General features: G+C 71.0%; 21 protein-coding genes. 13 read left to right on the top strand and 8 right to left on the bottom strand.

All coding sequences use genetic code 11. The annotated features are described in order from the left end of the window. Nucleotides 1-3: 3 nt before the first annotated feature. Nucleotides 4-768 carry a fumarylacetoacetate hydrolase family protein gene (locus D9C15_RS10910; protein WP_127997475.1) on the top strand — a complete coding sequence of 255 codons (765 nt, stop codon included), beginning with the start codon at nt 4-6 and terminating at the stop codon, nt 766-768. Here D9C15_RS10910 and D9C15_RS10905 read toward each other — a convergent pair. From D9C15_RS10905 to D9C15_RS10885, 5 genes are read right to left on the bottom strand one after another with little or no spacing between them, the layout of a single operon-like run. After that, complete coding sequence (locus D9C15_RS10905) at nt 759-1,769, bottom strand: 2-dehydropantoate 2-reductase (RefSeq protein WP_127997474.1); 1,011 nt, start codon at nt 1,767-1,769, stop codon at nt 759-761. The genes D9C15_RS10910 and D9C15_RS10905 overlap by 10 nt on opposite strands. Then, nucleotides 1,766-3,280: a tripartite tricarboxylate transporter permease gene (locus D9C15_RS10900; protein ID WP_127997473.1), complete on the bottom strand. Its 1,515-nt coding sequence runs from the start codon at nt 3,278-3,280 to the stop codon at nt 1,766-1,768. The genes D9C15_RS10905 and D9C15_RS10900 overlap by 4 nt, the downstream gene beginning before the upstream one ends. Nucleotides 3,281-3,290: 10 nt before the next feature. Further along, nucleotides 3,291-3,791 (bottom strand): tripartite tricarboxylate transporter TctB family protein, encoded by a 501-nt coding sequence (locus D9C15_RS10895; RefSeq protein WP_127997472.1) that lies wholly within the window; start codon nt 3,789-3,791, stop codon nt 3,291-3,293. A 4-nt stretch (nt 3,792-3,795) separates the two neighbouring features. After that, a complete protein-coding gene (locus tag D9C15_RS10890) occupies nt 3,796-4,791 on the bottom strand; it encodes a Bug family tripartite tricarboxylate transporter substrate binding protein (protein ID WP_127997471.1) in 996 nt (331 codons plus the stop codon). 41 nt (nt 4,792-4,832) lie between these two features. Then, nucleotides 4,833-6,353, bottom strand: a complete 1,521-nt coding sequence (locus D9C15_RS10885) for an acyl--CoA ligase (RefSeq protein ID WP_205854775.1) — start codon at nt 6,351-6,353, stop codon at nt 4,833-4,835. A gap of 228 nt (nt 6,354-6,581) precedes the next feature. Here D9C15_RS10885 and D9C15_RS10880 point away from each other — a divergent pair, with 228 nt between their 5' ends. Next, the gene (locus D9C15_RS10880) at nt 6,582-7,397 is read left to right on the top strand and encodes a sulfite exporter TauE/SafE family protein (protein ID WP_127997469.1); all 816 of its coding nucleotides are present in this window, start codon (nt 6,582-6,584) and stop codon (nt 7,395-7,397) included. Nucleotides 7,398-7,430: 33 nt separating this feature from the next. Here D9C15_RS10880 and D9C15_RS10875 read toward each other — a convergent pair whose 3' ends face one another. Continuing rightward, entirely contained in the window at nt 7,431-8,471 is a 1,041-nt protein-coding gene (locus tag D9C15_RS10875; RefSeq protein ID WP_127997468.1) for a GGDEF domain-containing protein, read from the bottom strand. 164 nt (nt 8,472-8,635) lie between these two features. Further along, complete coding sequence (locus tag D9C15_RS10870; RefSeq protein ID WP_127997467.1) at nt 8,636-9,910, bottom strand: type IV pili methyl-accepting chemotaxis transducer N-terminal domain-containing protein; 1,275 nt, start codon at nt 9,908-9,910, stop codon at nt 8,636-8,638. A gap of 347 nt (nt 9,911-10,257) precedes the next feature. On the opposite strand from D9C15_RS10870, the gene D9C15_RS10865 reads away from it, so the two are divergent. Further along, nucleotides 10,258-11,553 (top strand): MFS transporter, encoded by a 1,296-nt coding sequence (locus D9C15_RS10865; protein WP_127997466.1) that lies wholly within the window; start codon nt 10,258-10,260, stop codon nt 11,551-11,553. A gap of 17 nt (nt 11,554-11,570) precedes the next feature. Here D9C15_RS10865 and D9C15_RS10860 read toward each other — a convergent pair whose 3' ends face one another. Next, a complete protein-coding gene (locus D9C15_RS10860) occupies nt 11,571-13,277 on the bottom strand; it encodes a bifunctional protein-serine/threonine kinase/phosphatase (RefSeq protein WP_127997465.1) in 1,707 nt (568 codons plus the stop codon). Nucleotides 13,278-13,333: 56 nt separating this feature from the next. Between D9C15_RS10860 and nirB the strand changes: the two genes are divergently transcribed. The 10 genes from nirB (at nt 13,334) to D9C15_RS10810 (ending at nt 25,237) form a co-directional block, all read left to right on the top strand. After that, nucleotides 13,334-15,769 carry a nitrite reductase large subunit NirB gene (nirB, locus tag D9C15_RS10855; RefSeq protein ID WP_127997464.1) on the top strand — a complete coding sequence of 812 codons (2,436 nt, stop codon included), beginning with the start codon at nt 13,334-13,336 and terminating at the stop codon, nt 15,767-15,769. Then, nucleotides 15,769-16,116 (top strand): nitrite reductase small subunit NirD, encoded by a 348-nt coding sequence (gene nirD / locus D9C15_RS10850; protein WP_127997463.1) that lies wholly within the window; start codon nt 15,769-15,771, stop codon nt 16,114-16,116. Before nirB ends, nirD begins: the two co-directional genes overlap by 1 nt. 1 nt (nt 16,117) lies before the next feature. Beyond that, complete coding sequence (locus tag D9C15_RS10845; protein WP_127997462.1) at nt 16,118-18,901, top strand: nitrate reductase; 2,784 nt, start codon at nt 16,118-16,120, stop codon at nt 18,899-18,901. Nucleotides 18,902-18,931: 30 nt separating this feature from the next. Continuing rightward, on the top strand, nt 18,932-19,885 hold the full coding sequence (gene ybiB / locus D9C15_RS10840; protein WP_127997461.1) for a DNA-binding protein YbiB: 954 nt from the start codon (nt 18,932-18,934) through the stop codon (nt 19,883-19,885). Then, nucleotides 19,882-20,655, top strand: a complete 774-nt coding sequence (gene cobA, locus D9C15_RS10835; RefSeq protein ID WP_127997460.1) for a uroporphyrinogen-III C-methyltransferase — start codon at nt 19,882-19,884, stop codon at nt 20,653-20,655. The genes ybiB and cobA overlap by 4 nt, the downstream gene beginning before the upstream one ends. Nucleotides 20,656-20,698: 43 nt before the next feature. Next, nucleotides 20,699-21,829: a sterol desaturase family protein gene (locus D9C15_RS10830; RefSeq protein WP_127997459.1), complete on the top strand. Its 1,131-nt coding sequence runs from the start codon at nt 20,699-20,701 to the stop codon at nt 21,827-21,829. 97 nt (nt 21,830-21,926) lie between these two features. Continuing rightward, nucleotides 21,927-22,985 carry a LacI family DNA-binding transcriptional regulator gene (locus D9C15_RS10825; protein WP_127997458.1) on the top strand — a complete coding sequence of 353 codons (1,059 nt, stop codon included), beginning with the start codon at nt 21,927-21,929 and terminating at the stop codon, nt 22,983-22,985. A gap of 93 nt (nt 22,986-23,078) precedes the next feature. Continuing rightward, entirely contained in the window at nt 23,079-23,750 is a 672-nt protein-coding gene (locus tag D9C15_RS10820) for an amino acid ABC transporter permease (protein WP_127997457.1), read from the top strand. Nucleotides 23,751-23,762: 12 nt separating this feature from the next. Then, complete coding sequence (locus tag D9C15_RS10815; RefSeq protein ID WP_127997456.1) at nt 23,763-24,416, top strand: amino acid ABC transporter permease; 654 nt, start codon at nt 23,763-23,765, stop codon at nt 24,414-24,416. A 38-nt stretch (nt 24,417-24,454) separates the two neighbouring features. Beyond that, a complete protein-coding gene (locus D9C15_RS10810) occupies nt 24,455-25,237 on the top strand; it encodes a transporter substrate-binding domain-containing protein (RefSeq protein ID WP_127997455.1) in 783 nt (260 codons plus the stop codon). Nucleotide 25,238: the final 1 nt, after the last annotated feature.

The following is a 25,238-nucleotide window of genomic DNA, read 5'->3' as shown; positions in this document are numbered from 1 at the left end:
CCGATGAAGTGGATGCGTTGCCGCGTCGGCGGCCGCGAGTGGTTCGGCGTGCTCGAGGACGGCCGGCTCGTCGTGCACGAGGGTGACCTGTTCGACGCACCCCGCCCCACCGGCGAGACGGTGTCGCTCGAGGGCGCGCAATGGCTGCCGCCCTGCCGGCCCGGCAAGATGCTGGCGCTGTGGAACAACTTCCACGCCGCGGCACAGAAGAACGGCTGGGCGGTGCCGGCCGAACCGCTGTACTTCCTGAAGACCCCCAACGCACTGGCCGCCCACGGCCAGGCCATCGCCGCGGTGGCGCCCGAGGTGGGACGCGTGGCCTACGAGGGGGAGCTCGCGATCGTGATCGGCCGGCGCACCCAAGGCGTTTCCCGCGAGCAGGCGGCGGTCCACATCTTCGGCTACACCTGCGCCAACGACCTGACGGCGCTCGAACTGCTGAACCGCGACCCCGCGTTCGCCCAATGGACCCGCGCCAAGGGCTTCGACGGCTTCGCCCCGCTCGGCCCGGTGATCGAGACCGACTTCGACCCGGTGACCGCCAGCGTGAAGACGCTCATCGGCGGCCGCGAACGCCAGAACTACACGCTCTCCGACATGATCTTCGGGCCGCACGAACTCGTCTCGCGGCTCTCTCAGGACATGACGCTCGAGCCGGGCGACGTGATCCTGTGCGGCACCTCGCTGGGCGTGCTGCCGATGAAGCCGGGCACGAGCGTCGAGGTCGAAATCGACGGCATCGGCCGGCTCGCCAACACCTACGGCTGAGCCTGCACCGCGAGGCGCCCGCGCTGCTCGGCGAGGGTGCGCGCCAGAAGGCTGGTGGCTGCGTAGATCGCCTGGATCGTGGGGGTCGGCGTCTCGGAGATGCGGCCGAGCTCGACCACCGAGCCGACCAGCGCCTCGAGCTCGAGCGCGCGGCCGTGCTCCACGTCCTGCAGCATCGAGGTCTTGTGCGAGCCCACGGCCTCGGCCCCGGCGATGCGCTGCTCGAGCGTGATCTTGAAGCGCACGCCGAGCTTCTCGGCCACCGCCTGGGCCTCGCGCATCATCGCGGCGGCCAGCTCGCGGGTCGGGCCGAAGCGGCAGATCTGCTCCAGCGTCGCATGCGTCAGCGCCGAGATCGGGTTGAAGCTCAGGTTGCCCCACAGCTTGACCCACAGCTCGGAGCGGATGTCGCGCGCCACCGGCGCCTTGAAGCCGGCCTTCATCAGTGCCTGCGAGAGCGCCTCGACGCGCTCGCTGCGTGCCCCGTCGAGTTCGCCGACCGAGAAGCGGTTGCCCTCGATCACCTTCACCACGCCGGGCTCGAGCAGTTCGCTGGCCGGGTAGACGATGCTGCCGACGATGCGTTCGGGCTCGATGTGCTGCGCGATGACGCCGCCCGGGTCCACGCTCTCGAGCTGCCTCCCCTCGTAAGGACCGGCGAGCTTGTGGAAGTACCACCACGGGATGCCGTTGATCATCGTCACCACCATGGTCTGCGGGCCGAACAGCGCGCGCAGGTCGGGCAGCACGTCGCGCACCTGGTGCGCCTTGAGCGTCAGCAGCACGGCGTCCTGCGGCCCGGCCTCGGTCATGCGCTGCACCGCGCGCACCGTGCTCGCGTGGCGCTCGCTGCCGTCTTCCTCGATCAGGCGGAAGCCGCGCGCGTTGATCGCCTCGAGGTTGCGGTTGCGCGCGATGAAGGTGACGTCCTCGCCCGCCAGCGCGAGCCGCGCGCCCAGATAGCCGCCGATCGCCCCGGCGCCCACCACCGCGAACCTCATGACTTGGCCTCCGAGTACTCGCGCCGCCGGGCCACCTTCTTGGCGATGCCCCACAGCGGCGACACCAGCATCACCAGCGCCAGCGCGGTGATCGTGCCGACCAGCGCGTTGGACCAGAAGATCGCCAGGCTGCCCTGCGACAGCAGCATCGCCTGGCGGAAGCTGGCCTCGGCCATGTCGCCCAGCACCAGCGCCAGCACCAGCGGCGCGAGCGGGTACTTGAGCTTCTTGAACAGGTAGCCGAGCACGCCGAACACCATCATCAGCACCACGTCGAACATCGAGCTGTGCACCGTGTAGGCGCCGATCGCGCAGATCATGATGATCACCGGGGCGATGACGGCGAACGGGATGCGCAGCAGCGCCGCCCACCACGGCACGGTGGTCAGCACCACCAGCAGGCCGACCAGGTTGCCCAGGTACATCGAGGCGATCAGGCCCCAGACGAAGTCCTTCTGCTCGACGAACAGCATCGGCCCGGGCTGCAGGCCCCAGATCAGCAGGCCACCGAGCAGCACCGCGGCGGTCGGCGAGCCGGGAATGCCCAGCGTCAGCATCGGCAGCAGCGCCGAGGTGCCGGCCGCGTGGGCCGCCGTCTCGGGCGCGACCACGCCCTCGATCGCGCCCTTGCCGAACGCTTGAGGGTTCTTCGAGAAGCGCTGCGCCGTGCCGTAGCCCATGAACGAGGCCGGCGTCGCACCGCCGGGGGTGATGCCCATCCAGCAGCCGATCGCGGTGGAGCGCAGGAACACCTTCCAGTACTGCAGCAGCTCGCCCCAGGTCTGCAGCACCACCCTCGGGCTGATGCGCGCGCTCTTGCCCTTGAAGGCCAGGCCCTCCTCCATCGTCAGCAGGATCTCGCCGATGCCGAACAGGCCGATCACCGCGATCAGGAAGTCGAAGCCCTTGAGCAGCTGCGGCACGTCGAAGGTCATGCGCAGCGTGCCGGTGACCGAGTCGAGCCCGACGGCCGCGAGCGCGAAGCCGAGCATCATGGCCGCGATGGTCTTGGCCGGCGGCTCCTTGCTCATGCCCACGAAGCTGCAGAAGGTCAGCAGCTGCACCGCGAAGAACTCGGCCGGCCCGAACTTGAGGGCGAACTTCGCCAGCCAGGGCGCCAGGAAGGTGATCAGCACGACGGCGAAGAACGCGCCGACGAAGGACGAGGTGAACGCGGCCGTCAGCGCCTGCGCCGCCTTGCCCTGCTGGGCCATCGGGTAGCCGTCGAAGGTGGTCGCCACCGACCAGGGCTCCCCGGGGATGTTGAACAGGATCGAGGTGATCGCCCCGCCGAACAGCGCGCCCCAGTAGATGCACGACAGCATGATGATGGCCGACGTCGGGTTCATGCTGAAGGTCAGCGGCAGCAGGATGGCCACGCCGTTGGCGCCGCCCAGCCCCGGCAGCACGCCGATCAGCACGCCCAGCAGCAGGCCCACGAGCATGAAGCCCAGGTTGGGCAGCGTCAGCGCGACCTGGAAGCCGTGCAGGAGGTTGCCGATCTCTTCCATCGTCGCCCCCTCACAGCCCGAGCAGGCGCTCGAGCGGGCCCTTGGGCAGCAGCACCAGGAACCAGCGCTCGAACACCGCCCAGAAGAACAGCGGCACGCCGATGGCCACCGCGAGCGTGGCGGCCCAGGCGTAGCGGCCGTGGCGGCGCATGAAGTAGCCGATCAGCAGCGCCGACGAGACGTAGATGCCGATGCCGGCGATCAGCGCCACGTACACCAGCATCGGCACCAGCACCGCGAACACGCCGGACAGCTGCGCGCGCTCGGCGAACAGCTTGTCCGGCGCCTTCCAGCGCCAGAGCTGGCGCAGCAGCACCCAGCCCGACGAGGCGATCAGCAGCAGCCCGATGTAGAAGGGGAAGTAGCCCGAGCGCGGGCCGTCGTCGGCCCAGCCGGTGCCCACGCGCAGGCTGTCCTTGATCACCAGCGCGCCCAGCAGCACCAGGAACAGGGCCACGCCCGCCTCCGGCCCGCGCTGGCCGGGGCCGGCGGGTTTCTGGTCGGCGTCCATGACCTCAGTTCGCCAGGAAGCCGGCGTCCTTCATCAGCACGCGGTGCTGCTGCTCGGCCTTGCCGAGCCAGTCGAAGTAGGCCTGCCCGGTGAGCGCGGTCTGGTTGAAGGCGCCCTTGGCCATGAAGTCCTTCCACTCCGGCAGCGCGCGCACCTTGGCGAACAGGTCGAGGTAGTACTGCACCTGGTCCGGCGTGACCCCCGGCGGCATGAAGACGCCGCGCAGCATCTGGTACTCCACCGGCACGCCGGCGCTGGTGCAGGTCGGCAGGTCGGCCCAGGCCTGGGTCGCGGTGACCTTCTCCTTGTAGGGCATGGCCTGCTTGTCCATCACGCACAACGCGCGCAGCTTGCCGGCGCGCCAGTGCGATTCGGCCTCGATCGGGTTGTTGACGGTGGCATCGATGTGCTTGCCCACCAGCTGCACGGCCACGTCGCCGCCGCCCTTGAACGGGATGTAGGTGATCTTCTTGCCGGCCGCCTTCTCGATCATCACGGTGATGATCTGGTCTTCCTGCTTGGAGCCGGTGCCGCCGACCTTGACGCTGCTGGGCGCGCCCGCCTTGAGCGCCTCGAACCAGGCCTTGCCCGTCTTGTGCGGCGATTCCTCGTTGACCCACAGCACGAACTGGTCGAGCGCCAGCATCTGCACCGGCGTCAGGTCGCGCCAGTTGAACGGCACCCCGGTGGCCAGCGGCGTGGTGAACAGGTTGGACAGCGTGATGATGATCTTGTGCGGGTTGCCGCTGTCGCCCTTGACGTCGAGGAAGCCCTCGGCCCCCGCGCCGCCGGACTTGTTGACCACGACGATGGGCTGCTTGGCGAGGTTGTTCTTCGCGACCACGCCCTGGATGAAGCGCGCCATCTGGTCGGCACCGCCGCCGGTGCCGGCCGGCACGACGAACTCGATCGGCTTGGCCGGCTCCCAGGCGAAGGCGGCCGTGGACGCACAGGCGATCAGCGCCGCCGCCAGACGCGGCGCGAGGTGACCCAACGACATGCGAACTCCTTTCGTCGACTCGATGAACAGTGGATGAGGAATCAGGTCAGCCCCAGCTTGGCCGCCAGGCCGATGCGCTGCAGCTTGCCGGTGGCGCCCTTGGGGATCTCGGGCATGAACAGGATCTTCTTCGGCACCTTGAAGTCCGCCGCGCGCTGGCCGACGAACTCCTGCAGCTCGCGCTCGGTGGCCTGCGCGCCCTCGCGCAGCACCACGCAGGCGGCCACCTCCTCGCCGAGCTTCGGATGCGGCATGCCGAAGCACACCACCTGCGCCACGGCCGGGTGGTCCATCAGGATCTCGTCGACCTCGCGCGGGCTGATCTTCTCGCCGCCGCGGTTGATGATCTCCTTGAGCCGGCCGGTGATCGAGACGTAGCCCTCGGCGTCCATCACGCCCTGGTCGCCGGTGCGGAACCAGCCGTTGGTGAAGGCCTCGGCATTGGCCTTGGGGTTGCTCTCGTAGCCGGCGGTGACGTTGGGCCCGCGGATCACGATCTCGCCGGTCTCGCCGGCCGGCAACAGGCTGCCGTCCTCGGCCATGATGGCCACCTCCGGCCCGGCTGCGCGCCCCACCGTGCCGGGCTTGCGCGCGGCCGGCGGCAACGGGTTGGAGCACATCTGGTGCGTCGCCTCGGTCATGCCGTAGGCCTCGATCAGCGGCGCCTTGAACACCTCCTCGAGCTCGCGGATCACCTGCGGCGGGATCGACGAGGAGGACGAGCGGATGAAGCGCAGCGGGTGGCGCGCGATCACGTCGGCGTTCTTCGCCGCGCGCGCCAGGATGGTCTGGTGCATGGTCGGCACGGCGGTGTACCAGGTGGGCCGGGCCTCGTCCATCCAGCCGAAGAACTTCAGCGCGTTGAAGCCGGGCGTGCAGAACACCTGCGAGCCCGCGGTCAGCGGCGCCAGCACCCCGGCGATCAGGCCGTGGATGTGGAACAGCGGCATGATGTTCAGGCCGCAGTCCCGGGCCGTGAACTGCAGCGTCGCGGCGATGTGGCGTGCCGACGCGGCCAGGTTGCCCTGCGACAGCGGCACGATCTTCGGGCGCGAGGTGGTGCCGGAGGTGTGCAGCACCATCGACACGTCGCCTTCCTGCGCATAGCCCGGTGCGGCCGCGGCGGCGGCCGCGATCGCCGTGCGCGGTTCGAGCGTGAAGGCACCGGCCGGCGCGCCCTCGGCCACCACCAGGTCGAGCACCGGCACGCCCAGCTTGGCCGCCACCTCGATGGCCGGCGAACTGCTGCCGCGCGCGACGATCAGCGCCCTGGCGTTCAGGTCGGAGAGATAGAACTCGAACTCGTCGGCGCGGTAGGCCGGGTTCAGCGGCGCGCTGGCCACGCCGCTGGCGCAGGCGATGAAGCAGCTCGCCATCTCGGGGCCGTTGTCGAGCACGATCGCGACGCGGTCGTTGCGGCCCAGCCCCAGCGCGTTCAGGCGCTCCAGCGTGGCGCCGATCTGCGCACGCAGTCCGCCGTGCGTGAGCGGCGGGCGGCCCGGCGCGGAAATCGCCGCGTCGGCGTCGGTTCCATGGGCTAGCAGGTCCTTCAAGGTCGGCATCGGGGCCCTCGTGCGCGGAAAACGGATGCTCATGTCGGCAGGCGTGCCGACAGGCAGATGGGAACGTGGAAGCTTGCGGCGGGAGGCGCGGCTGGTGGCCGGTGAGCACGCGGGCCACGATGCTGGCCCTGACCGCAATGTTCACCTTATAACCCGACGGTTCGGGCTCGACAACCAATAATCTCCCTGCCTGCTGTCCGGCGTCGCGCGGGACACCCTCCTGCCCCGATGCCGCTGCCGCCACTGCCTCTCGTCGCCGAACTGCTCGCCCTGGGCGCCTTGGCCGGCTTCCTCGCCGGGCTGCTGGGCGTGGGCGGGGGCATGCTGATGGTGCCCTTCGTCACCTGGGTGCTTTCCTCGCGCGGCGTCGCGCCGGGCCTGGCGGTCAAGATGGCCATCGCCACCTCGATGGCCACGATCCTGTTCACCTCGCTGTCGAGCCTGCGCGCCCACCACCGGCGCGGCGCGGTGCAGTGGCCACTGGTGCGCCGGTTCGCGCCGGGCATCCTGGCCGGCTCGCTGCTGGCCGGGGCCGGCGCATTCGCGCTGCTCAAGGGCGCGGCACTGGCGATCGGCTTCGCGCTGTTCGTCGGCTTCTCGGCCACGCAGATGCTGCTGGACAAGCGCCCGGCGCCGAGCCGGACGCTGCCCGGCCCGCTCGGTCTGGCCGGCGCCGGGGCCGGCATCGGCTTCCTGTCGGGGCTGGTCGGCGCCGGCGGTGCCTTCGTCTCGGTGCCGTTCATGACCTGGTGCAACGTGCCGATCCACCAGGCGGTGGCCACCAGCGCCGCGCTCGGCTTCCCGATCGCCCTGGCCAGCACCGCCGGCTACGTGATCGGCGGCTGGGGCCTGCCGCCGGCCCTGCCCGGCGCCTTCGGCTACCTGTACCTGCCGGCGCTCTTGTGCATCGCCAGCGCCAGCGTGCTGACCGCGCCGCTGGGCGCGCGGGCCGCGCACCGCCTGGACGTGCGCCAGCTCAAGCGCGTGTTCGCGCTGCTGCTCTACGGCCTGGCGAGCTACATGCTCTACAAGGGCCTGGCCTGAGAAGGTGTGAGAGAACCCGAGGCGGCCGGCGGCTCAGGATTCGAAGCGGATGCTGGCCAGCGTGACGTGGTTGCCGCCGCGCTTGCGCGCCTCGGCCAGCGCGGCGTCGGCGGCCTGCAGCAAGGCCTCCTGCGAGTGCGCGGTGTGCGGGAAGCTCGCCACGCCCATCGAGACGGTGAAGCCGATGTTCTGGCCGTCGAGCACGACGATCTGCGTGGCGCACTGGCGCCGCAGGCCCTCCATGCGTGAATGTGCCGTGGCCAGGCCGACACCGGACAGCAGCACGGCGAAGCGGCTGTCGTCGATGCGGCAGGAGGCGTCCATCGCCCGGGTGTTGCCGCGCAGCAGCCGGCCGAGCGCCTCCAGGATCCGGGTGTGCGCGGCGGGGCCGAGCGCCGCGACCTGCTCGCCGGGAGGATCGAGCGCGATCGACACCAGCGCGAACTCGCGGTGCTCGCGCGAGGACAGGTCGACCTCGCGGCGCAGCTGATCGTCGAAATGGGCTGGCTGGTACAGGCCGGTCACGCCGTCGCGCAGCGCCTGGTCGTAGGCCTCCCGGCGCAGCTGCTCGGCGGCCTGCTGCTGCTGCTCGATCTGCGCCAGCGCCTGCTGCAGCCGCGCATCGCGCGCACGCAGCTCGGTCAGTTCGTGCCACAGGCAGACCACCAGTCGGGGCGCGCCTGCGTCGGCCGACGGCAGCACGATGCGCGCGACGCTGAACTCGCGGCGCTGGCCAGCCAGGTCGAGCCGGTGCTCGGTCAGCGCACCGCTGGGCATCGCCGCGGCCGCCTGCTCCGCGGTGCGCAGCGGCGGCCATTGCGCCGGCTCGAGCCACTGCGCATCGGTACTGCCCAGGAGCTGCTGCGGGCTCGCGCCGAACAGGCCCGCCATGCGCGCCGTGACGTACCGGTACTGCCCGCTCGACAGGTCCTTCACGGCCACCGCCAGGTCGAGGCGGTCGAGCAACTCGAGCAGGCCGCCGAGCAGCGTGCCCTCCGCCAGGCCGAGACCGGACAGCAACGCCAGGCCACGCGCGGCTAGCGTGCCCGTGGCAATTGGCGAGGACTCGGTCATGGACATGGTGCGTGGGCCCGAGGGCGCGGGCCACGGGACGGCTATGGTGTTCTCGAGCGTCGAGCTTGACAAGAAGACACCAGAGCGCCGCCGCCCACCCCCCTAACTTGCCAGTCGATCATATCTGGCGGCGTCCGCCGGGCACCGCTCGAACAGGGGGGCGTTCAGCCGCGTTCCAACAGCGACTGCGCGGCGCGTGCGTAGAGCGCGGTCAGGCGCTCGAAGCGGTCCAGCAGGTGTTCGCTGGCCACCGCGATGCGACTGCGCCCGTCCGCCGCGAACGCATCGCCCAGGCCGGTGAGCAGTTCGCGCCACGCCTGCTCGGCCACCTCGAGCTGGGCGCGGATCTCGGGCGAGCTGAGCGGGGCCTGCTGCAACGCCCGCAGCGCCTGCTCGAAGGATTCGACGCTGCGCACCGCGTCCGCCGCCGCGGACTGCGCCACCGGCCCGTCGCACAACGCGCCGAGCAGGGCCTGCTTGGCCAGCCGCTGCGACAGCATGCGCTGCCGCCCGGCCCGGTTGACCACCGCCAGCGTGCGCAGCGGGCTGGCCGACTCCAGAGCGGTCGTGAGCGCGTCGGCGGCCACCAGCAGCCGCTCGGCCGCCGCGTCGGCGGCCGGCAGCCGGTCGACCTGCGGCCTGCCCTGCAACGCCGGCTGCAGCGCCGACCACGCCTGGTCCACACCCTCGAGCAGGTCGCCAAAGGTGGCTTGCGACAGGCTCTGCCCGAGCCCGGCGACGATTTCCGAGACGCGGCGCGCCGCCTCCACCTGCAGTCGCCCGGCCTGCTCGGCATCGGCGCGCGCACAGCGCAGCGCGTACAGCTTGACCAGCCGCTGCGACAGCATGCGCAACTGCCCGGCGCGGTTCACCGCATCCGCATCGCGTGCAGCGTCGATCACCCGGCGCGACACGGTGCCCACGCGCTGCTGCCCGAGCATCGAGACCTGGCGCAGCTGGCGGAAGGCCTCGTCCTCCGAGATCTGATGCTCGCGCATCAGGATGCCCTTGGCGCGCTCGACCAGCTTGCGCTCCTCGAAGCGGTCGGCCAGGTCCGCGTGGGCCGCACGCTGTGCCTCGTCGCGCTCGAAGCGGGCGCGTGCGAGCTGCAGCAGCGGGCGCAGCCGCACCGGGTCGTAGCCCTTCACCACATAGGCATGCACGCCGCTGCGCAGCGCGCGCTCGAGCGTCGCCACATCGGCATCGTCGGTGAACAGCAGCACCGGCAGCGGCGCGTGCTGCTGCAGCGACTCGAAGGCCTGCAGCAGGCCGGCGGCCGGATACGGCTCCCAGGCCACCACCACGCCCGCCTCGCCGCGCACCGCGTCGGCCACCAGCCGGGACGGCTCGCTGTGCGCGATCACCGGCACGCCCTGCGCGGCCAGGTCCTGCTCGATCGGCGGTGCGCCGGCAGGGGCGATCAGCAGGACTCTGGGCATGGGCAGGCAGGCGGGAGGCAGCACGGACGATTGCAAGCATACGACGTGCGCGGCCTGCACCAGCCTGCGATGCTGCACCGCACCAACGCGGTGAACCGGCTGCACCGTAGCGCGTCGCGCCGGCCCCGCCCGGGCCGGGCACGCCGGGCGCAGCGCGAGCACCGGCGCGGGTTGGCGCCCGGTCGGCCGGGGCAAGCTGGCACCTGGCCCACCTCTTGCAATGGACCGGCCGGGTGCGCTGCCGCACCCGGCCCGTGACGATACGCCGGGCCGCGCGCACAGCGACGTGCGTGGTGATGTATCTCCTGCCGACCGGCCCGTGCCGGCCGGCCTCGTTCGGAGTCACCATGCCCGCCGTCCACGCCGTGCCCTCGCGCTCGAGTTCCTCCGCCTCCGGCGCCCGCGCCTTCCTGCAGTCGGGCCATTGGCCGACGCTGCTCGCGTCGTTCCTGTACTTCGACTTCTGCTTCGCGATTTGGGTGCTGAACGGCGCGATGGGGCCGTTCATCAGCGAGACCTTCCAACTCAGCGCGGCGCAGAAGGGCTCCATGATCTCGGTGCCGATCCTGGCCGGCGCGCTGATGCGCTTCCCGCTCGGCGTGCTGTCGCAGTACATCGGGCGCAAGAATGCCGCGCTGGTGGAGATGGCGCTGATCGTCGCCGCCCTGGTGTTCGGCTACCTCGCGGTCGACACCTACGACGAGGTGATCCTGATGGGCGTGCTGCTGGGCATCGCCGGCGCGAGCTTCGGCGTCGCGCTGAGCCTGGGCAGCGGCTGGTTCCCGCCGAAGTACAAGGGTCTGGCGATGGGCCTGGCCGGCGCCGGCAACTCGGGCACGGTGCTGGCGGTGCTGTTCGCCCCGCCGCTGGCCACCAAGTTCGGCTGGCAGGCGGTCTACGGCCTGGCCGCGCTGACCATGCTGGTGCCGATGCTCGTGATGTGGTTCGCCGCCAAGGAGCCGCCGGACCGCGAGCACCAGACCTTCCGCCAGCACGTCGCCTGCCTGTTCGAGAAGGACGGCTGGGCCTTCAGCCTGATCTACATCGTCACCTTCGGCGGCTTCATCGGCCTGGCGAGCTTCCTGCCGACCTACTTCTACGACCAGTTCAAGGTCACCAAGGTCGAGGCCGGCCAGCTCACGATGCTGGCCACGCTGATGGGCTCGGCGGTGCGCGTGGTCGGCGGCTACATCTCCGACCGCGTGGGCGGCATCCACACGCTCACCGGCGTGCTGCTGGCGGTGGCGGCGACGCTGGTGCTGTGCGGCATGAGCAGCGGCTCGGTGGCGGCGACGACGCTGCTGTTCATGCTCTGCTTCGCCTGCCTCGGCGCCGGCAACGGCGCGCTGTTCCAGCTCGTGCCGCTGCGCTGGCCGCTGACCACCGCGGTGGCCGGCTCGATGATCGGCGAGATCGGCGCGCTCGGCGGCGGCTTCATCCCGAACGCGATGGGCCTGTCCAAGCAGTACTTCGGCACCTACCTGTGGGGCTTCGTCTCCTTCGCCGCGCTGGCCGTGCTGATGCTGGTGATGCTGCGCGTGGTGCAGATCCGCTGGACGCGCACCTGGGCCGAGAAGGGCGGCCGGGCGCGCCAGGCGACCACCGGCGAGGCCGGCGGCGCGAGCTACCGGCTCGACGCCTGAGCCGCATGCCTCCCGGCTCAGTGCGGCAGGAACACCAGCCAGAACACCAGCAGCGCGTTGAAGAGCAGCGAGATGCCGAGCGCGATCTTCCACAAGGCCGTCGGGTCGCGAGCGGCCAGCGGCGTGGCGGCGGGGGCCGACACCGGGCGCGCCGCGCCGCGCTCGAGCGCGAGCAGCATCTCCTCGGCCGTCTCGAAGCGCTGCTTCGGGTCGATCGCGATGGCGCGGAGCACCAGATGATCGAGCCAGATCGGCACGTCCGGCCTGATGCGCGACAGCGGCACCGGGTCGCGCCGGTAGCGCGCGCCCTGGTAGGGCTCGATCTCGCCGTACGGGAGCCGGCCGGCCAGCCATCGGTACAGCGTGACGCCGAGCGCGAACAGGTCGGAGCCGGCGTCCGCCGGTGCGCCGGCCCACTGCTCCGGGTTGATGTAGCTCGGCGTGCCGGCGTGCAGCTCGCGCTGCGCCCCCCCCTCGCGGCCGGACAGCGCGACGCCGAGGTCCAGCACCCGCCACTGGCCGTCGTCGCCCAGGTGCAGGTTGCCGGGCTTGACGTCGCGGTGGATCACGCCCTGGCGGTGCAGCCGGCCGAGCGCGCGCACGATCGCGATCGCCGCGGCCACCACCTCGGCCGGCTCGCCGCGCGGCTGCCGGGCCAACCGCTGCTCGAGCGTCTGGCCGCCATGCCAGTCGAACACGGTGTAGAGCGCGCTCGCCTCGTGAACCGGGTGGCTGCGCACGAAGCCGCGCGCATCGCGCTCGGTGACGCGCTGCGACAGCCAGGCCTCGTGCGCCAGCATCGCGCGCTCCTCGGCGTCGGCGGCGCGCGATTCGTGCAGCGTCTTCAGCGCGACGAGCTGCTGCGTGCGCGCGTCGCGCGCCTGGTAGAGCCGGTGCACGCCGGTGTCGGCCACCAGCGCGGTGATGGTGTAGCCGTCCACCGCGTCACCCACGCGCAGGGGGGGCAGCGGCGCGAGGTGACGCAGGCGCGCGGCCTCGTCCTCCAGGCGCGCCGCATCCAGCCCGCGCACGCGCACCACCAGCGCGCTGGCGTTGTCGCGCGTGCCGGCCGCCAGCGCCGCCTCGACGATCGCCTCGGCCGCCTGCGCGGCACTGCCCTGCCCGGCCAGCGTGCCAATCTGGCGTGGCTTGAGCACGCCGTGCACGCCGTCGCTGCTGAGCACGAAGCAGTCGCCCAGCTGCAGCTCGCCGTGCAAGGAATCGACGTGCAGCAGCTCGTCCAGGCCGACCGCACGCGTCAGGCGGTTGCGCAGGTCGGGCTGGCTGAAGGCGTGGTCCAGCGTGAGCTGCTGGATCTCGCCGCCGGCCACGCGCCAGATGCGCGTGTCGCCCACATGGGCGAGCGTCCAGCGCTGGCCCTGCAGCACCAGCGCAGACAGCGTGGTCAGCGCGAGCTCGCCGCCACGTCCGCCGCGCTGCCGGTTCTGCGCGACGAGCCAGGCGTTCTGCGCGCCGATCAGCCGATCCAGCGCGACGCTGGTCTCCCAGGTGGCCGGCGTCGCGAAGAAATCCGCCAGCAGGCCCATCACGCTGGTCTGCGCGGCCTCGCGGCCGCGGCCGCCGCTGCTCACGCCGTCGGCGATCGCCGCGATCAGCCCCGGCACCGCGTCGCCCGGCGCGGAGCGCGTGGCGCCGGCGAAATCCTCGTTCGTCTCGCGCGGGCCGTTGCGGCTCGCGTGGCCGACCTCGATCTCGAATGTCATGCAGACATTGTGTCTCGTGGCACCCCTCTTGCTATCGACGCTGTCCGGAGGCTTGCATGAAGAAGATGAAACTGGTGATGGTGGGCAACGGCATGGCCGGCGTGCGCACGCTCGAAGAGCTGCTGAAGATCGCGCCGGACCTGTACGACATCGCCGTCTTCGGTGCCGAGCCGCACCCGAACTACAACCGCATCCTGCTCAGCCCGGTGCTGGCCGGGGAGCAGACCGTCGACGAGATCATCCTCAACCCGCTGTCCTGGTACGAGGAGAACCGCATCCGCCTGCACCTGGGCAAGAAGGTGGTGGAGGTCGACCGGCGGCGCCGCATCGTGCGCGCCGCCGACGGCACCGAGGAGGAGTACGACCGCCTGCTGATCGCCACCGGCTCCAACCCCTTCATCCTGCCGGTGCCGGGCAAGGAGCTCGACGGCGTGATCGCCTACCGCGACATCGCAGACACCAACACGATGATCGAGGCCGCCAAGACCTACAAGCATGCGGTCGTGATCGGTGGCGGCCTGCTCGGGCTCGAGGCGGCCAACGGCCTGATGCTGCGCGGCATGCAGGTGACCGTGGTGCACATCATGCCCTGGCTTATGGAGCGCCAGCTCGACGACACCGCGGGCAAGCTGCTGCAGCAATCGCTCGAGAACCGCGGCCTGAAGTTCATGATCGGCGCACAGACGCAGGCACTGGTCGGCGACAGGAACGGCCGCGTGATGGCGGTGCAGTTCAAGGACGGCAGCGAGATCCCGGCCGACCTGGTGGTGATGGCCGCGGGCATCCGCCCCAACACCGAACTCGCCGAGAAGATCGGCCTGCACTGCAACCGCGGCATCGTCGTCAGCGACACGATGCAGACCGTGACCGACCCGCGCATCTACGCGGTGGGCGAATGCGCGGCGCACCGCGGCATCGCGTACGGCCTGGTGGCGCCGCTCTTCGAGCAGGGCAAGGTCTGCGCCACGCACCTGGCCGAGTTCGGCATCGGCCGCTACACCGGCAGCCAGACCAGCACCAAGCTGAAGGTGACCGGCATCGATCTCTTCTCCGCCGGCAACTTCATGGGCGGCAAGGACTGCGAGGAGATCGTGATGAGCGATCCCTACGGCGGCGTCTACAAGAAGCTCGTCATCAAGGACGACAAGCTGGTCGGCGCCTGCCTGTACGGCGACACGGTCGACGGCAGCTGGTACTTCAAGCTGCTGCGCGAGGGCCGAACGATCAACGACATCCGCGACAAGCTGATGTTCGGCGAGAGCAACATCGGCGACACCGGCCACGAGGGCAATACGCGGGCCGCCGCGATGGCCGACAGCGACGAGGTGTGCGGCTGCAACGGCGTCAACAAGGGCACCATCTGCAAGGCCATCAAAGACAAGGGCCTGTTCACGCTCGACGAGGTGCGCAAGCACACCAAGGCGAGCGCGAGCTGCGGCTCCTGCACCGGCCTGGTGGAGCAGCTGCTCATGTTCACCGCCGGCGGCGACTACTCCAAGGCGCCCACCAAGAAGGCGATGTGCGGCTGCACCGACGCCAGCCACCAGGAGGTGCGCGAGGCGATCCGCGCCGAGAAGCTGCTGACCATCGATTCGGTCTACCACACGCTCGGCTGGCGCACGCCCAACGGATGCTCGTCCTGCCGCCCGGCCGTCAACTACTACCTGATCAGCACCTGGCCCAAGGAGGCGAAGGACGACCCGCAGAGCCGCTTCATCAACGAGCGCAGCCACGCCAACATCCAGAAGGACGGCACGTACTCGGTGATCCCGCGCATGTGGGGCGGCGAGACCACCGCCGACGAGCTGCGCCGCATCGCCGACGCGGTGGACAAGTACAAAATCCCGACGGTCAAGGTGACCGGCGGCCAGCGCATCGACCTGCTGGGCGTGAAGAAGGAAGACCTCGTCAACGTCTGGAAGGACATCGGCATGCCTTCCGGCCATGCCTACGCCAAGGCGCTGCGCACGGTGAAGACCTGCGTCGGCTCGGAGTGGTGCCGCTTCGGCACGCAGGACAGCACGCAGATGGGCAAGGACCTGGAGCGCGCGCTCTGGCGCATGTACGCGCCGCACAAGGTCAAGCTGGCCGTCTCGGGCTGCCCGCGCAACTGCGCCGAGGCCGGCATCAAGGACGTCGGCGTGATCGGCGTCGACTCCGGCTGGGAGATCTACGTCGCCGGCAACGGCGGCATCAAGACCGAGGTGGCGCAGTTCCTCGTCAAGCTGAAGACGGCGGCCGAAGTGCTGGAGTACAGCGGCGCCTTCCTGCAGCTCTACCGCGAGGAAGGCTGGTACCTCGAGCGCACCTGCCACTACGTCGGCCGCGTCGGGCTCGACTACGTGAAGAAGAAGATCCTCGACGACCACGCGGGCCGCAAGGCGCTCTGGGAGCGGCTGCAGTTCAGCCTCGACGGCGAGCCCGATCCGTGGTTCGAGTTCGACAAGGCCGCGGTCGACACGCGGCAGTTCACGCCGGTGGGAGCGCTGTGATGAGCGAATGGAAGGTGATCTGCCGGGTCGACGAGATTCCGAAGCTCGGCGCGCGGCGCGTGGCGCGGCCGGCCGGCGGCGAGGTGGCGGTGTTCCGCAACGCCGAGGACAAGGTGTTCGCCCTGCTCGACCGCTGCCCGCACAAGGGCGGCCCGCTCAGCCAGGGCATCGTGTTCGGCGAGAGCGTGGCCTGCCCGCTGCACAACTGGACCATCGGGCTGGCCGACGGCTGCGCCAAGGCGCCGGACGAGGGCTGCACGACGAGGTTCGCCGTCAAGGTCGAGAACGGCACGGTGTCGCTCGACGCGCAAGAACTCGCCACCCTGGCCGTGACGACCGAAGCCTGACGTGGCCGAGACCCGCTCCACCTGCCCGTACTGCGGCGTCGGCTGCGGGGTGATCATCGAGTCCGACGGGCACCGGATCACCGGCGTGCGCGGCGACCCGGACCACCCGGCCAACGCCGGCCGTCTCTGCACCAAGGGCAGCACGCTGCACCACACGGCCACGGTGGAGATCACGCGCCAGGCGCGCCTGCTGCACCCGATGCAGCGGCTCGAACGGGGGGCGGCGCCGCAGCGCATCGCCTGGGACGCGGCGCTCGACCTCGCCGCGCAACGCCTGGGCGACATCGCCGCCGACCACGGCCCCGACGCGGTCGGCCTGTATGTCTCCGGCCAGCTGCTGACCGAGGACTACTACGTCTTCAACAAGCTCGCCAAGGGGCTGCTGGGCACCAACAACATCGACACCAACTCGCGCCTGTGCATGAGCAGCGCGGTGGCCGGCTACAAGGCCACGCTGGGGGCAGACGCCCCGCCGGCCTGCTACGACGACCTGCAGCACGCCGACACGCTGTTCATCGCCGGCTCGAACACCGCGTTCGCGCACCCGATCCTGTTCCGCCGCATCGAGGACGCCAAGCGCGCCAACCCGGCGCTGCGGCTGATCGTGGTCGACCCGCGGCGCACCGAGACGGCCGACATGGCCGACCTGTTCCTGCCCATCCTGCCGGGCACCGACGTGGCGCTGTTCCACGGCATGCTGCACCTGATGCTGTGGGAGGGGCTGGTCGATGCGGCCTGGATCGACGCCCACACCAGCGGCTTCGAGGCCCTGCGCGAGCGCGTGCGCGCCTTCGCGCCGAAGGACGTGGCCGCCACCTGCGGCATCCCCGAGGCCGACCTGGTGCAGGCGGCGCGCTGGTTCGCCGGCCTGGAGCAAGGCCGCGCCGCGCGCCGCCCGACGCTCTCGCTCTACTGCCAGGGCCTGAACCAGAGCGCCAGCGGCACCGCGAAGAACGCCGCGTTGATCAACCTGCACCTGGCCACCGGGCAGATCGGCAAGCCGGGCGCGGGACCCTTCTCGCTGACCGGCCAGCCCAACGCGATGGGCGGGCGCGAGGTCGGCGGGCTGGCCAATCTGCTCTCGGCCCACCGCGATCTCGGCAACGCCGAACACCGCGCCGAGGTCGCCCGGCTGTGGGGCGTGGACAGCGTGCCGGCCGCGCCGGGCAAGACCGCCGTGGAGATGTTCGAGGCGGCGGCGGACGGCGCGGTGAAGGCGCTGTGGATCGCCTGCACCAATCCGGCCCAGTCGCTGCCCGACCAGGCCACCGTGCGGCGCGCGCTCGAGCGGGCCGAGTTCGTGATCGTGCAGGAGGCTTTCGCCACCACCGCCACCGCGGCCTATGCCGACCTGCTGCTGCCCGCCACCACCTGGGGCGAGAAGGACGGCACCGTCACCAACAGCGAGCGCCGCATCAGCCGCGTTCGCCCGGCCGTGTGGCCGGCCGGCGAGGCGCGACACGACTGGGCCATCGCGGTGGACGTGGCACGCCGGCTGGAGGCGCGGCTGCGGCCCGGCCGGCCCAGCCTGTTCCCCTACGGCGCGCCGGAGGCGGTGTGGAACGAGCACCGCGAATCGACCCGCGGCCGCGACCTCGACATCACCGGCCTGAGCTGGGCGCAGCTCGAGGCGGCACCGCAGCAGTGGCCCTTCCCCGCGGACGCGACGCAGGGCCGTGCGCGGCTGTACGAGGACGGCGTGTTCCCCACGCCCGACGGCCGCGCCCGCTTCGTCGACACGCCCTGGGCCGCACCGGCCGAGCCGCGCGATGCACGTTTTCCGTTCTCGCTCAACACCGGCCGGCTGCGCGACCAGTGGCACGGCATGAGCCGCACCGGCACGGTCGGCCGGCTGTTCGGCCACGTGGCCGAGCCGGCGCTCGAGATGCATGCGCAGGACATGGCGCGCCTGAAGCTCGCCGAGGGCGACCTGGCGCATGTCACCTCGCGGCGCGGCAGCATCGTGCTGCCGGTGCGCGCCAGCGAACAGCTGCGCCCGGCGCAGCTGTTCGCGCCGATGCACTGGGGCGAGGAGTTCGTCACCGGCTGCAGCGCCACCGGCCAGCGCCTGACCGGCATCAACGCGCTGACCGTGCCGGCCTTCTGCCCGAGCTCGAAGCAGCCCGAGCTCAAGCATGCCGCCGTCAAGGTGCTCAAGGCCGAGCTGCCGTGGAAGCTGCTCGCGCTGGCCTGGCTGCCGGCCGACGCCGCACCCCAGGTGCAGCGCCGCCTGCTCGCGCTGGCCGGCTCGCTGGCCTACGCGGCGGCCGTGCCGTTCGGGCGCGAGGCCTGCGGCGTGCTGCTGCGCGCCGCCGCCTACGAGCCACCGCCCGACGAACTGCTGCTGCAGATCGAGGCGCTGCTCGGGCTCGACCGCGCCGGCGTGCTGCACTACGCCGACCGGCGGCGCGGCCAGCGCCGCAGCATGAAGCTGGTGCCCGACGGCGCGCAGGCGCGGCTCGAGGCCTGCCTGCTGGCCGGCGACATCAGCGCCGAGGCCTGGATCCGCCCGCTGCTGCAGGAGCGCCGGCCGGCGCAGGCGTTCGGGCGCGCGCTGCTGCAGCCCGGGGCGAAGGCGCCGGTGGCCGTCGCGCCCGCCGGCCGCCAGGTCTGCAGCTGCTTCGACGTCTCCGAGGCGCGCATCGGCGAGGCGCTGGCGCGCTGCACCGGCTCGCCCGAGGCGCAGCTCGCCGCGCTGCAGGACACGCTGCGCTGCGGCACCAATTGCGGATCCTGCATCCCGGAATTGAAACGGATCGTGCGGCTGCGCCAGCAGGCGGCATAGAGTTTGCGGAATCGCCGCCCGGAGACCGACATGAGCATCGCCCCGTACATCAAGGAGATCGGCCGTGGCAAGGAAGGCGCGCGGGCGCTGACCCAGGCCCAGGCCTACGACCTGATGAGCCAGGTGCTGGACCGGCGCGTCACCGAGCTGGAGATCGGCGCGTTCGCGGTGGCCATGCGCATCAAGGGCGAGTCGATCGACGAGCTGGCCGGCTTCCTCGAGGCCGTGCAGGAGCGCTGCCTCCCGGTCCGCCCCAGCCGGCCGACCATCGTGCTGCCGTCCTACAACGGCGCGCGCAAGCTGCCCAACCTGACGGCGCTGCTCGCGCTGCTGCTGGCGCAGGAAGGCGTGCAGGTGCTGGTGCACGGCCCGCAGCACGACCCGGGGCGCGTCACCACCGCCGAGGTGTTCCACGACCTCGGCCTGCCCTGCGCGGACGACGTGGCCGACATCGAACATGCCTGGTCGCGGCACGAGCCGGTGTTCATCCGCACCGAGGCCCTGTGCCCGCCGCTGGCGCACCTGCTCGATGCACGCTGGGTGATCGGATTGCGCAACCCCGGGCACACCGTGGCCAAGCTGCTCTCGCCCTGCCGCAGCGGCGCGACGCTGCGGGTCGTCAACTACACGCACCCGGAATACGGCACCACGCTGGCGCAGTTCCTGGCCCACACCGCCGCGCATGCGGTGCTGATGCGCGGCACCGAAGGTGAGCCGGTGGCCGACCCGCGGCGCGCGCCGCGGCTCGACGTCTACGTGGCCGGCCAGCTGCGCCCCGAGCTCTCGCGCCCGGCGCAGGAGGGCGTGCTGACCGAGCTGCCGGTGCTGCCGCGCGAGTGCGACGCGGCCACCACGGCGCTGTACATCCAGTCGGTCGTCAGCGGTGAGAAGCCGGCGCCGACACCCATCACCCAGCAGGTGGACTGCCTGGCGCGCGCGCTGATCGCCGTCGCGCACCTGCAGACCCAGGAGAAATCCGCATGACCGGACAGGTCACCCTGGTCGGCGCCGGCCCCGGCGATCCCGAGCTGCTGACGATCAAGGCGGTGCGCGCCATCCGCTCGGCGACCGTGCTGCTGGTGGACGACCTGGTCGGCCCCGGCGTGCTGCGCTACGCGCGGCGCTCGGCGCGCATCGTGCAGGTCGGCAAGCGCGGCGGTTGTGCGAGCACGCCGCAGGCCTTCATCGAGAAGCTGATGGCCGCCGAGGCCCTGAAGGGCGAGCGTGTGGTGCGCCTGAAGGGCGGCGACCCCTTCGTGTTCGGCCGCGGGGGCGAGGAGGCCGAGCACCTGCGTGCGCAGGGCATCCGGGTCGCGGTGGTGAACGGCATCACGGCCGGCCTCGCGGCTGCGACCTCGCTGGGCGCGCCGCTGACGCACCGCGACCATGCACACGGCGTGATGCTGGTCACCGGCCACGCACGCGGCGCCGACGCGGCGCTGCACTGGCCCACGCTCGCCGCCGCGGCGGCGCAGGGGCTGACGCTGGTGGTCTACATGGGCGTGGCGACGCTGCCCGAGCTGCAGCGTGGCCTGCTGGCGGCGCTGCCGGCCGCGACGCCCGCGGCCGTGGTGCAGCACGCCAGCCTGCCGCAGCAGCGCCAGCTCGTCACGACGCTGGGCACGCTGGCCGCGGACGTGGCGGCCGCCGGGCTCGGCAGCCCGGCGGTGGTGATCGTCGGCGACGTGCTGCGTGGCCTGGTTCACGCCGGCGCAACGCAGCCACAACCAATGCAACACGAGCAGGCCGCCTGACGGCACGACAGGCCCCTACCATGCGCGGCGGAGGAGTTTGCGCATGGAAGAACTCGACAAGCTGAACCGCCTGAGCGCCTCGCACGGCGCGCTGCGCCCGGGCAGCGGGATGATCACCGGCGTGATCGCGCTGGTGCTCGCCATCCTGTGCTTCCTCGGCGTGCTGGCCTTCCACTTTCCCGAGTACCTGACCACGCCCCAGCTGCGCAAGAGCTACAGCGTGGAGGCGATGCGCACGCTGCTGTACTGGTCGATGGTCGTGGCCGGCGGCCTGGCGCTGCTGAACATCGTGCTGTGGCGCACACGCTGGCTGGCGCTGGCGGCCTTCGCGCTCGTGGTGCTGTCCGCGCTGCTGGGCGGCCACAAGGTGCCGGTGGCCGACTTCGCCGACCACACGCCCTACATCGGCCTGGACTGGTTCATCCTCGACCTGCTGGGCTCCTCGCTGATCTTCATCTTCGTCGAGAAGCTGTTCGCGCTGCGCCGCGAGCAGCCGGTGTTCCGCGCCGAGTGGCAGACCGACTTCCACCACTTCATCGTCAACCACATGGTGGTCGGCTTCGTGCTGCTGGCCACCAACCTGGCGGTGCACCAGCTGTTCGGCTGGGCCGCACACGACGGCGTGCGGGGCTGGGTGCAGGGGCTGAACTTCTTCGTCGCGCTGTTCCTGATCGTGCTGGTGGCCGACCTGGTGCAGTACTGGACGCACCGCGCGTACCACGAGATCCCGCTGCTCTGGCGCCTGCACGCCGTGCACCACAGCGTGAAGAGCATGGACTGGCTGGCCGGCTCGCGCCAGCACATCGTCGAGCTGCTGATCACGCGCACGCTGGTGCTGGCACCGATCGTCGTGCTCGGCTTCAGCAAGGACGTGATCGACGCCTACATCGTGATCGTCGGCTTCCAGGCGGTGTTCAACCACGCCAACGTGAGCGTGCGGCTCGGGCCCTTGCGCTACCTGATCGTCACGCCCAACTTCCACCACTGGCACCACTCGCAGGACGACGACGCGATCGACCGCAATTACGCGGCACACTTCGCCTTCCTCGACCACCTGTTCGGCACCGCGGTGCAGTCCGGGCGCGACTGGCCCGAGCGCTACGGCGTGCAGGGCGACTACGTGCCCGACGGGTTCTTCCGCCAGCTCGCCTTCCCGTTCACCTGGAAGGGCTGAGGCACGGCGCCGGGCGCCGTGCCCGGCGACGATCGCCTTGACCGGCGGTCCGTTTTGGGTAGCATTGGTCGTGAAACTGGTTTCACACTCCGCGCCGATGAACCCCGGAACTCCCGCCGATGCGAAGCCCGAGGGCCGGGCCACGATCGCCGACGTCGCACGTGCCGCGGGCGTCTCCAAGGCGACCGTCTCGCGCTTCCTCAACCACCGCGACACCCTGCTGACGCCCGAGATCGCGAGCAAGGTGGAGAAGGCGATTGCCGCCCTGGGCTACGTCCCGAGCCCGATGGCACAGGCGCTCAAGCGCGGGCGCTCGCGCCTGATCGGCCTGGTCGTGGCCGACATCGCCAACCCGTACTCGGTGGCAATGCTGCGCGGCGCCGAGAAGGCCGCGCAGCAGGCCGGCTATCTGGTGATGCTGTTCAACCTCGGCAACGCGAGCGAGCGCGAGCGCGAGGGCATCGAGGCGCTGGCGGCCTACCAGGTCGAGGGCTTCATCCTCAACACGCTGGGCGCCGACGAGAGCGCCGCCAGCGAGGTGGCACGCCATGGCAAGCCGGCCGTGCTGGTCGATCGCCGGCACCCCGGCATGAAGGCCGACTTCGTCTCGCTCGACAACGCCGACGCCGTCGGGCAGGCGGTCGAGCACCTCGTCGGCAACGGCTACCGCGAACTGCTGTACGTGACCGAGGCGGTCAGCGGCGTCAGTTCGCGCATCGAACGCGAAGCGGCGTTCCGCGCCTGCATCGCCGCCCGCGACGACGGTCGCGCCGGACGCGCGATCGAGCTGGCCGACGCCGACGACGCCGCACTCGACCGCGCGCTGCGCGACCTGAAGCGGCGCGCCGGGGCGCGGCCGGCCGCGGTGCTGTCGAGCAACGCGCTGGTCACGCTGCGCGTCGCCGCCGCGGTGGCGCGGCTGGGCTGGCAGTTCGGCCGCGAGCTCGGCTTCGTCGGCTTCGACGAGACCGAGTGGGCCCCCCTGGTCGGTGCGGGCCTGAGCACGATCGAGCAGCCGACCGACGACATCGGGCGCGTGGCAACGAGCTGCCTGCTCGAACGCCTGCAGGGTCGCGACCTGCCGCCGCGCCAGATCCTGCTGGCCGGGCGACTCGTGCAACGGGCCTCGTCGCGCCCGGCCGGCGCGGCCGCCTGACCACCCCGATCCACACCCTAGGGTTTGCACTGATCGCATTCTGAAACCGGTTTCCTAAACTAGAAACCGGTTTCAGACGAAAGGGCGATTCAGGTGGACTACGACTTTCAGTTCGGCGACGTGCTGGCCGCCTGGCCGCTGTTGCTCAAGGGCACGTGGATCACGGTGCAGCTCTCGCTGATGGCGACGCTGCTCGGTCTGCTGGTCGCCATCGCGTGCGCCTGGGCCAAGACCTCCGGCCCGCGGCCGCTGCGCTGGGTCGTGCAGGCCTACATCGAGCTGATCCGCAACACGCCCTTCCTGGTCCAGCTGTTCTTCTTCTTCTTCGCGCTGCCGGCGATCGGGCTGCGCTGGTCGCCGTACACCGCGGCGCTGACGGCGATGGTCGTCAACCTCGGCGCCTACGCGACCGAGATCATCCGCGCCGGCATCGAGTCGATCCCGAAGGGGCAGATCGAGGCCGGGATGGCGCTCAACCTGAAGGCGCACCAGATCTTCCGGCTGATCATCCTGAAGCCGGCGCTGCGCGCGATCTTCCCGGCGCTGACCAGCCAGTTCATCCTGCTGATGCTGAGCTCGGCGGTGGTCTCGGTGATCTCGGCCGACGACCTGACCTCGGTGGCCGCCAACCTGCAGTCGCAGACCTTCCGCAGCTTCGAGATCTACATCGTCGTCACCGCCATCTACCTGGCGCTGGCGCTTGCCTTCTCGGCGCTGTTCCGCCTGATCCAGCGCCACGCGCTGTCCTACCCCGACCGCCGCTGAACGAGGCCCCCCATGCGCACCTTCGGCTTCCAAGACTTCTGGTTCATCCTGCAGGCCGCCCAGTGGACGGTGCTGCTGTCGCTGATCGCCTTCGTCGGCGGTGCGATCGGCGGGCTCGCCGTGGCACTCGCCCGCACCGCGGAGAACCTCGTCGCCCAACGCCTGGCCACCGCCTTCATCCAGGTGTTCCAGGGCACACCTCTGCTGATGCAGCTGTTCCTGGTGTTCTTCGGCGCCCCGGTGCTGGGCATCGAGATCAGCCCGTGGATCGCGGCGAGCGTCGCGCTGATCCTGAACACCAGCGCCTTCCTGGGCGAGATCTGGCGCGGCTCGATCCAGGCCATCCCGCGCGGGCAATGGGAGGCGGCCGATGCGCTCGGCCTGCACTACGCCGCACGCATGCGCCTCGTCGTGCTGCCGCAGGCCTGGAAGATCGCGCTGCCGCCGACGGTCGGCTACATGGTGCAGGTGATCAAGGGCACCTCGCTGGCCGCGATCATCGGCTTCACCGAGATCACCCGCGCCGGGCAGATCATCAACAACGCCACCTTCCAGCCGCTGATCGTGTTCAGCGTGGTCGGGGCGATCTATTTCGCGCTGTGCTGGCCGCTCTCGCTGTGGGCCGGCCGCATCGAGAAACGCCGCGCTGCCGTGCTGGCGCGCTGACCTCCTCACCTCCCCCCATGCTCCCAGGAGACTCGTCCATGATCCGCCGCCAATTCGCCGCCGCCGCGCTGGCCCTCGCGCTCGTTCCGCTGTTCGCCTCGGCCCAGACCGCCGAGGAGATCAGGAAGAAGGGCTCGATCACGATCGGCATGCTGGTCGACTTCCCGCCCTACGGCACGGTCGACGCGTCGAACAACCCCGACGGCTACGACGCCGACGTCGCCAGGCTGCTCGCCAGGGACCTGGGCGTCAAGCTCAACCTCGTGCCGGTGACGGGCCCGAACCGCATCCCGTTCCTGCTGACCAACAAGGTCGACCTGCTGGTGGCCTCGCTCGCGGTCACGCCCGAGCGTGCCAGGCAGGTGCAGTTCTCGCGCCCCTACTCCGCGGCGACCATCGTGCTCTACGGCGCGAAGGCCAAGGCCATCAAGACGCCGGCCGACCTGAAGGGCGTGCGCGTCGCCGTGGCCCGCGCCAGCACGCAGGACACCGCGCTGACCGCCATCGCACCCGAAGGCACCGAGATCCGCCGCTTCGACGACGACGCCTCGGCGATGCAGGCGCTGCTGTCCGGCCAGGTCGACGCGATCGGCTGCTCGACGACGGTGGCCGCGCAGATCGCCCGGCGCGCCGGCGACGCCTTCGAGAACAAGCTGGTGCTCAAGCAGCAGTTCATGGCCGTGGCGATGCGCCAGGGCCAGCCCGACCTGCTGAAGACGGTCGACGCCTTCGTGGCGAAGAACACCGCCAACGGCGAGCTCGGCAAGCTCTACAAGAAGTGGCTGCAGTCCGACCTGCCGGCGCTGCCGGCAGCCAACTGAA

This window comes from Piscinibacter defluvii (assembly GCF_004011805.1).
GTDB lineage: Bacteria > Pseudomonadota > Gammaproteobacteria > Burkholderiales > Burkholderiaceae_C > Piscinibacter > Piscinibacter defluvii.
The sequence above is the reverse complement of the archived record's forward strand: the minus strand, read 5'-3'. Positions and strand labels throughout refer to the sequence as shown.

What these genes read in the sequence shown, in the direction of transcription:
- D9C15_RS10910 (WP_127997475.1), top strand. Translation starts at nt 4, where the DNA reads ATGAAGTGGATGCGTTGCCGCGTCGGCGGCCGCGAGTGGTTCGGCGTG.
- D9C15_RS10905 (WP_127997474.1), bottom strand. Translation starts at nt 1,769, where the DNA reads ATGAGGTTCGCGGTGGTGGGCGCCGGGGCGATCGGCGGCTATCTGGGC.
- D9C15_RS10900 (WP_127997473.1), bottom strand. Translation starts at nt 3,280, where the DNA reads ATGGAAGAGATCGGCAACCTCCTGCACGGCTTCCAGGTCGCGCTGACG.
- D9C15_RS10895 (WP_127997472.1), bottom strand. Translation starts at nt 3,791, where the DNA reads ATGGACGCCGACCAGAAACCCGCCGGCCCCGGCCAGCGCGGGCCGGAG.
- D9C15_RS10890 (WP_127997471.1), bottom strand. Translation starts at nt 4,791, where the DNA reads ATGTCGTTGGGTCACCTCGCGCCGCGTCTGGCGGCGGCGCTGATCGCC.
- D9C15_RS10885 (WP_205854775.1), bottom strand. Translation starts at nt 6,353, where the DNA reads ATGCCGACCTTGAAGGACCTGCTAGCCCATGGAACCGACGCCGACGCG.
- D9C15_RS10880 (WP_127997469.1), top strand. Translation starts at nt 6,582, where the DNA reads ATGCCGCTGCCGCCACTGCCTCTCGTCGCCGAACTGCTCGCCCTGGGC.
- D9C15_RS10875 (WP_127997468.1), bottom strand. Translation starts at nt 8,471, where the DNA reads ATGACCGAGTCCTCGCCAATTGCCACGGGCACGCTAGCCGCGCGTGGC.
- D9C15_RS10870 (WP_127997467.1), bottom strand. Translation starts at nt 9,910, where the DNA reads ATGCCCAGAGTCCTGCTGATCGCCCCTGCCGGCGCACCGCCGATCGAG.
- D9C15_RS10865 (WP_127997466.1), top strand. Translation starts at nt 10,258, where the DNA reads ATGCCCGCCGTCCACGCCGTGCCCTCGCGCTCGAGTTCCTCCGCCTCC.
- D9C15_RS10860 (WP_127997465.1), bottom strand. Translation starts at nt 13,277, where the DNA reads ATGACATTCGAGATCGAGGTCGGCCACGCGAGCCGCAACGGCCCGCGC.
- nirB (WP_127997464.1), top strand. Translation starts at nt 13,334, where the DNA reads ATGAAGAAGATGAAACTGGTGATGGTGGGCAACGGCATGGCCGGCGTG.
- nirD (WP_127997463.1), top strand. Translation starts at nt 15,769, where the DNA reads ATGAGCGAATGGAAGGTGATCTGCCGGGTCGACGAGATTCCGAAGCTC.
- ybiB (WP_127997461.1), top strand. Translation starts at nt 18,932, where the DNA reads ATGAGCATCGCCCCGTACATCAAGGAGATCGGCCGTGGCAAGGAAGGC.
- cobA (WP_127997460.1), top strand. Translation starts at nt 19,882, where the DNA reads ATGACCGGACAGGTCACCCTGGTCGGCGCCGGCCCCGGCGATCCCGAG.
- D9C15_RS10830 (WP_127997459.1), top strand. Translation starts at nt 20,699, where the DNA reads ATGGAAGAACTCGACAAGCTGAACCGCCTGAGCGCCTCGCACGGCGCG.
- D9C15_RS10825 (WP_127997458.1), top strand. Translation starts at nt 21,927, where the DNA reads ATGAACCCCGGAACTCCCGCCGATGCGAAGCCCGAGGGCCGGGCCACG.
- D9C15_RS10815 (WP_127997456.1), top strand. Translation starts at nt 23,763, where the DNA reads ATGCGCACCTTCGGCTTCCAAGACTTCTGGTTCATCCTGCAGGCCGCC.
- D9C15_RS10810 (WP_127997455.1), top strand. Translation starts at nt 24,455, where the DNA reads ATGATCCGCCGCCAATTCGCCGCCGCCGCGCTGGCCCTCGCGCTCGTT.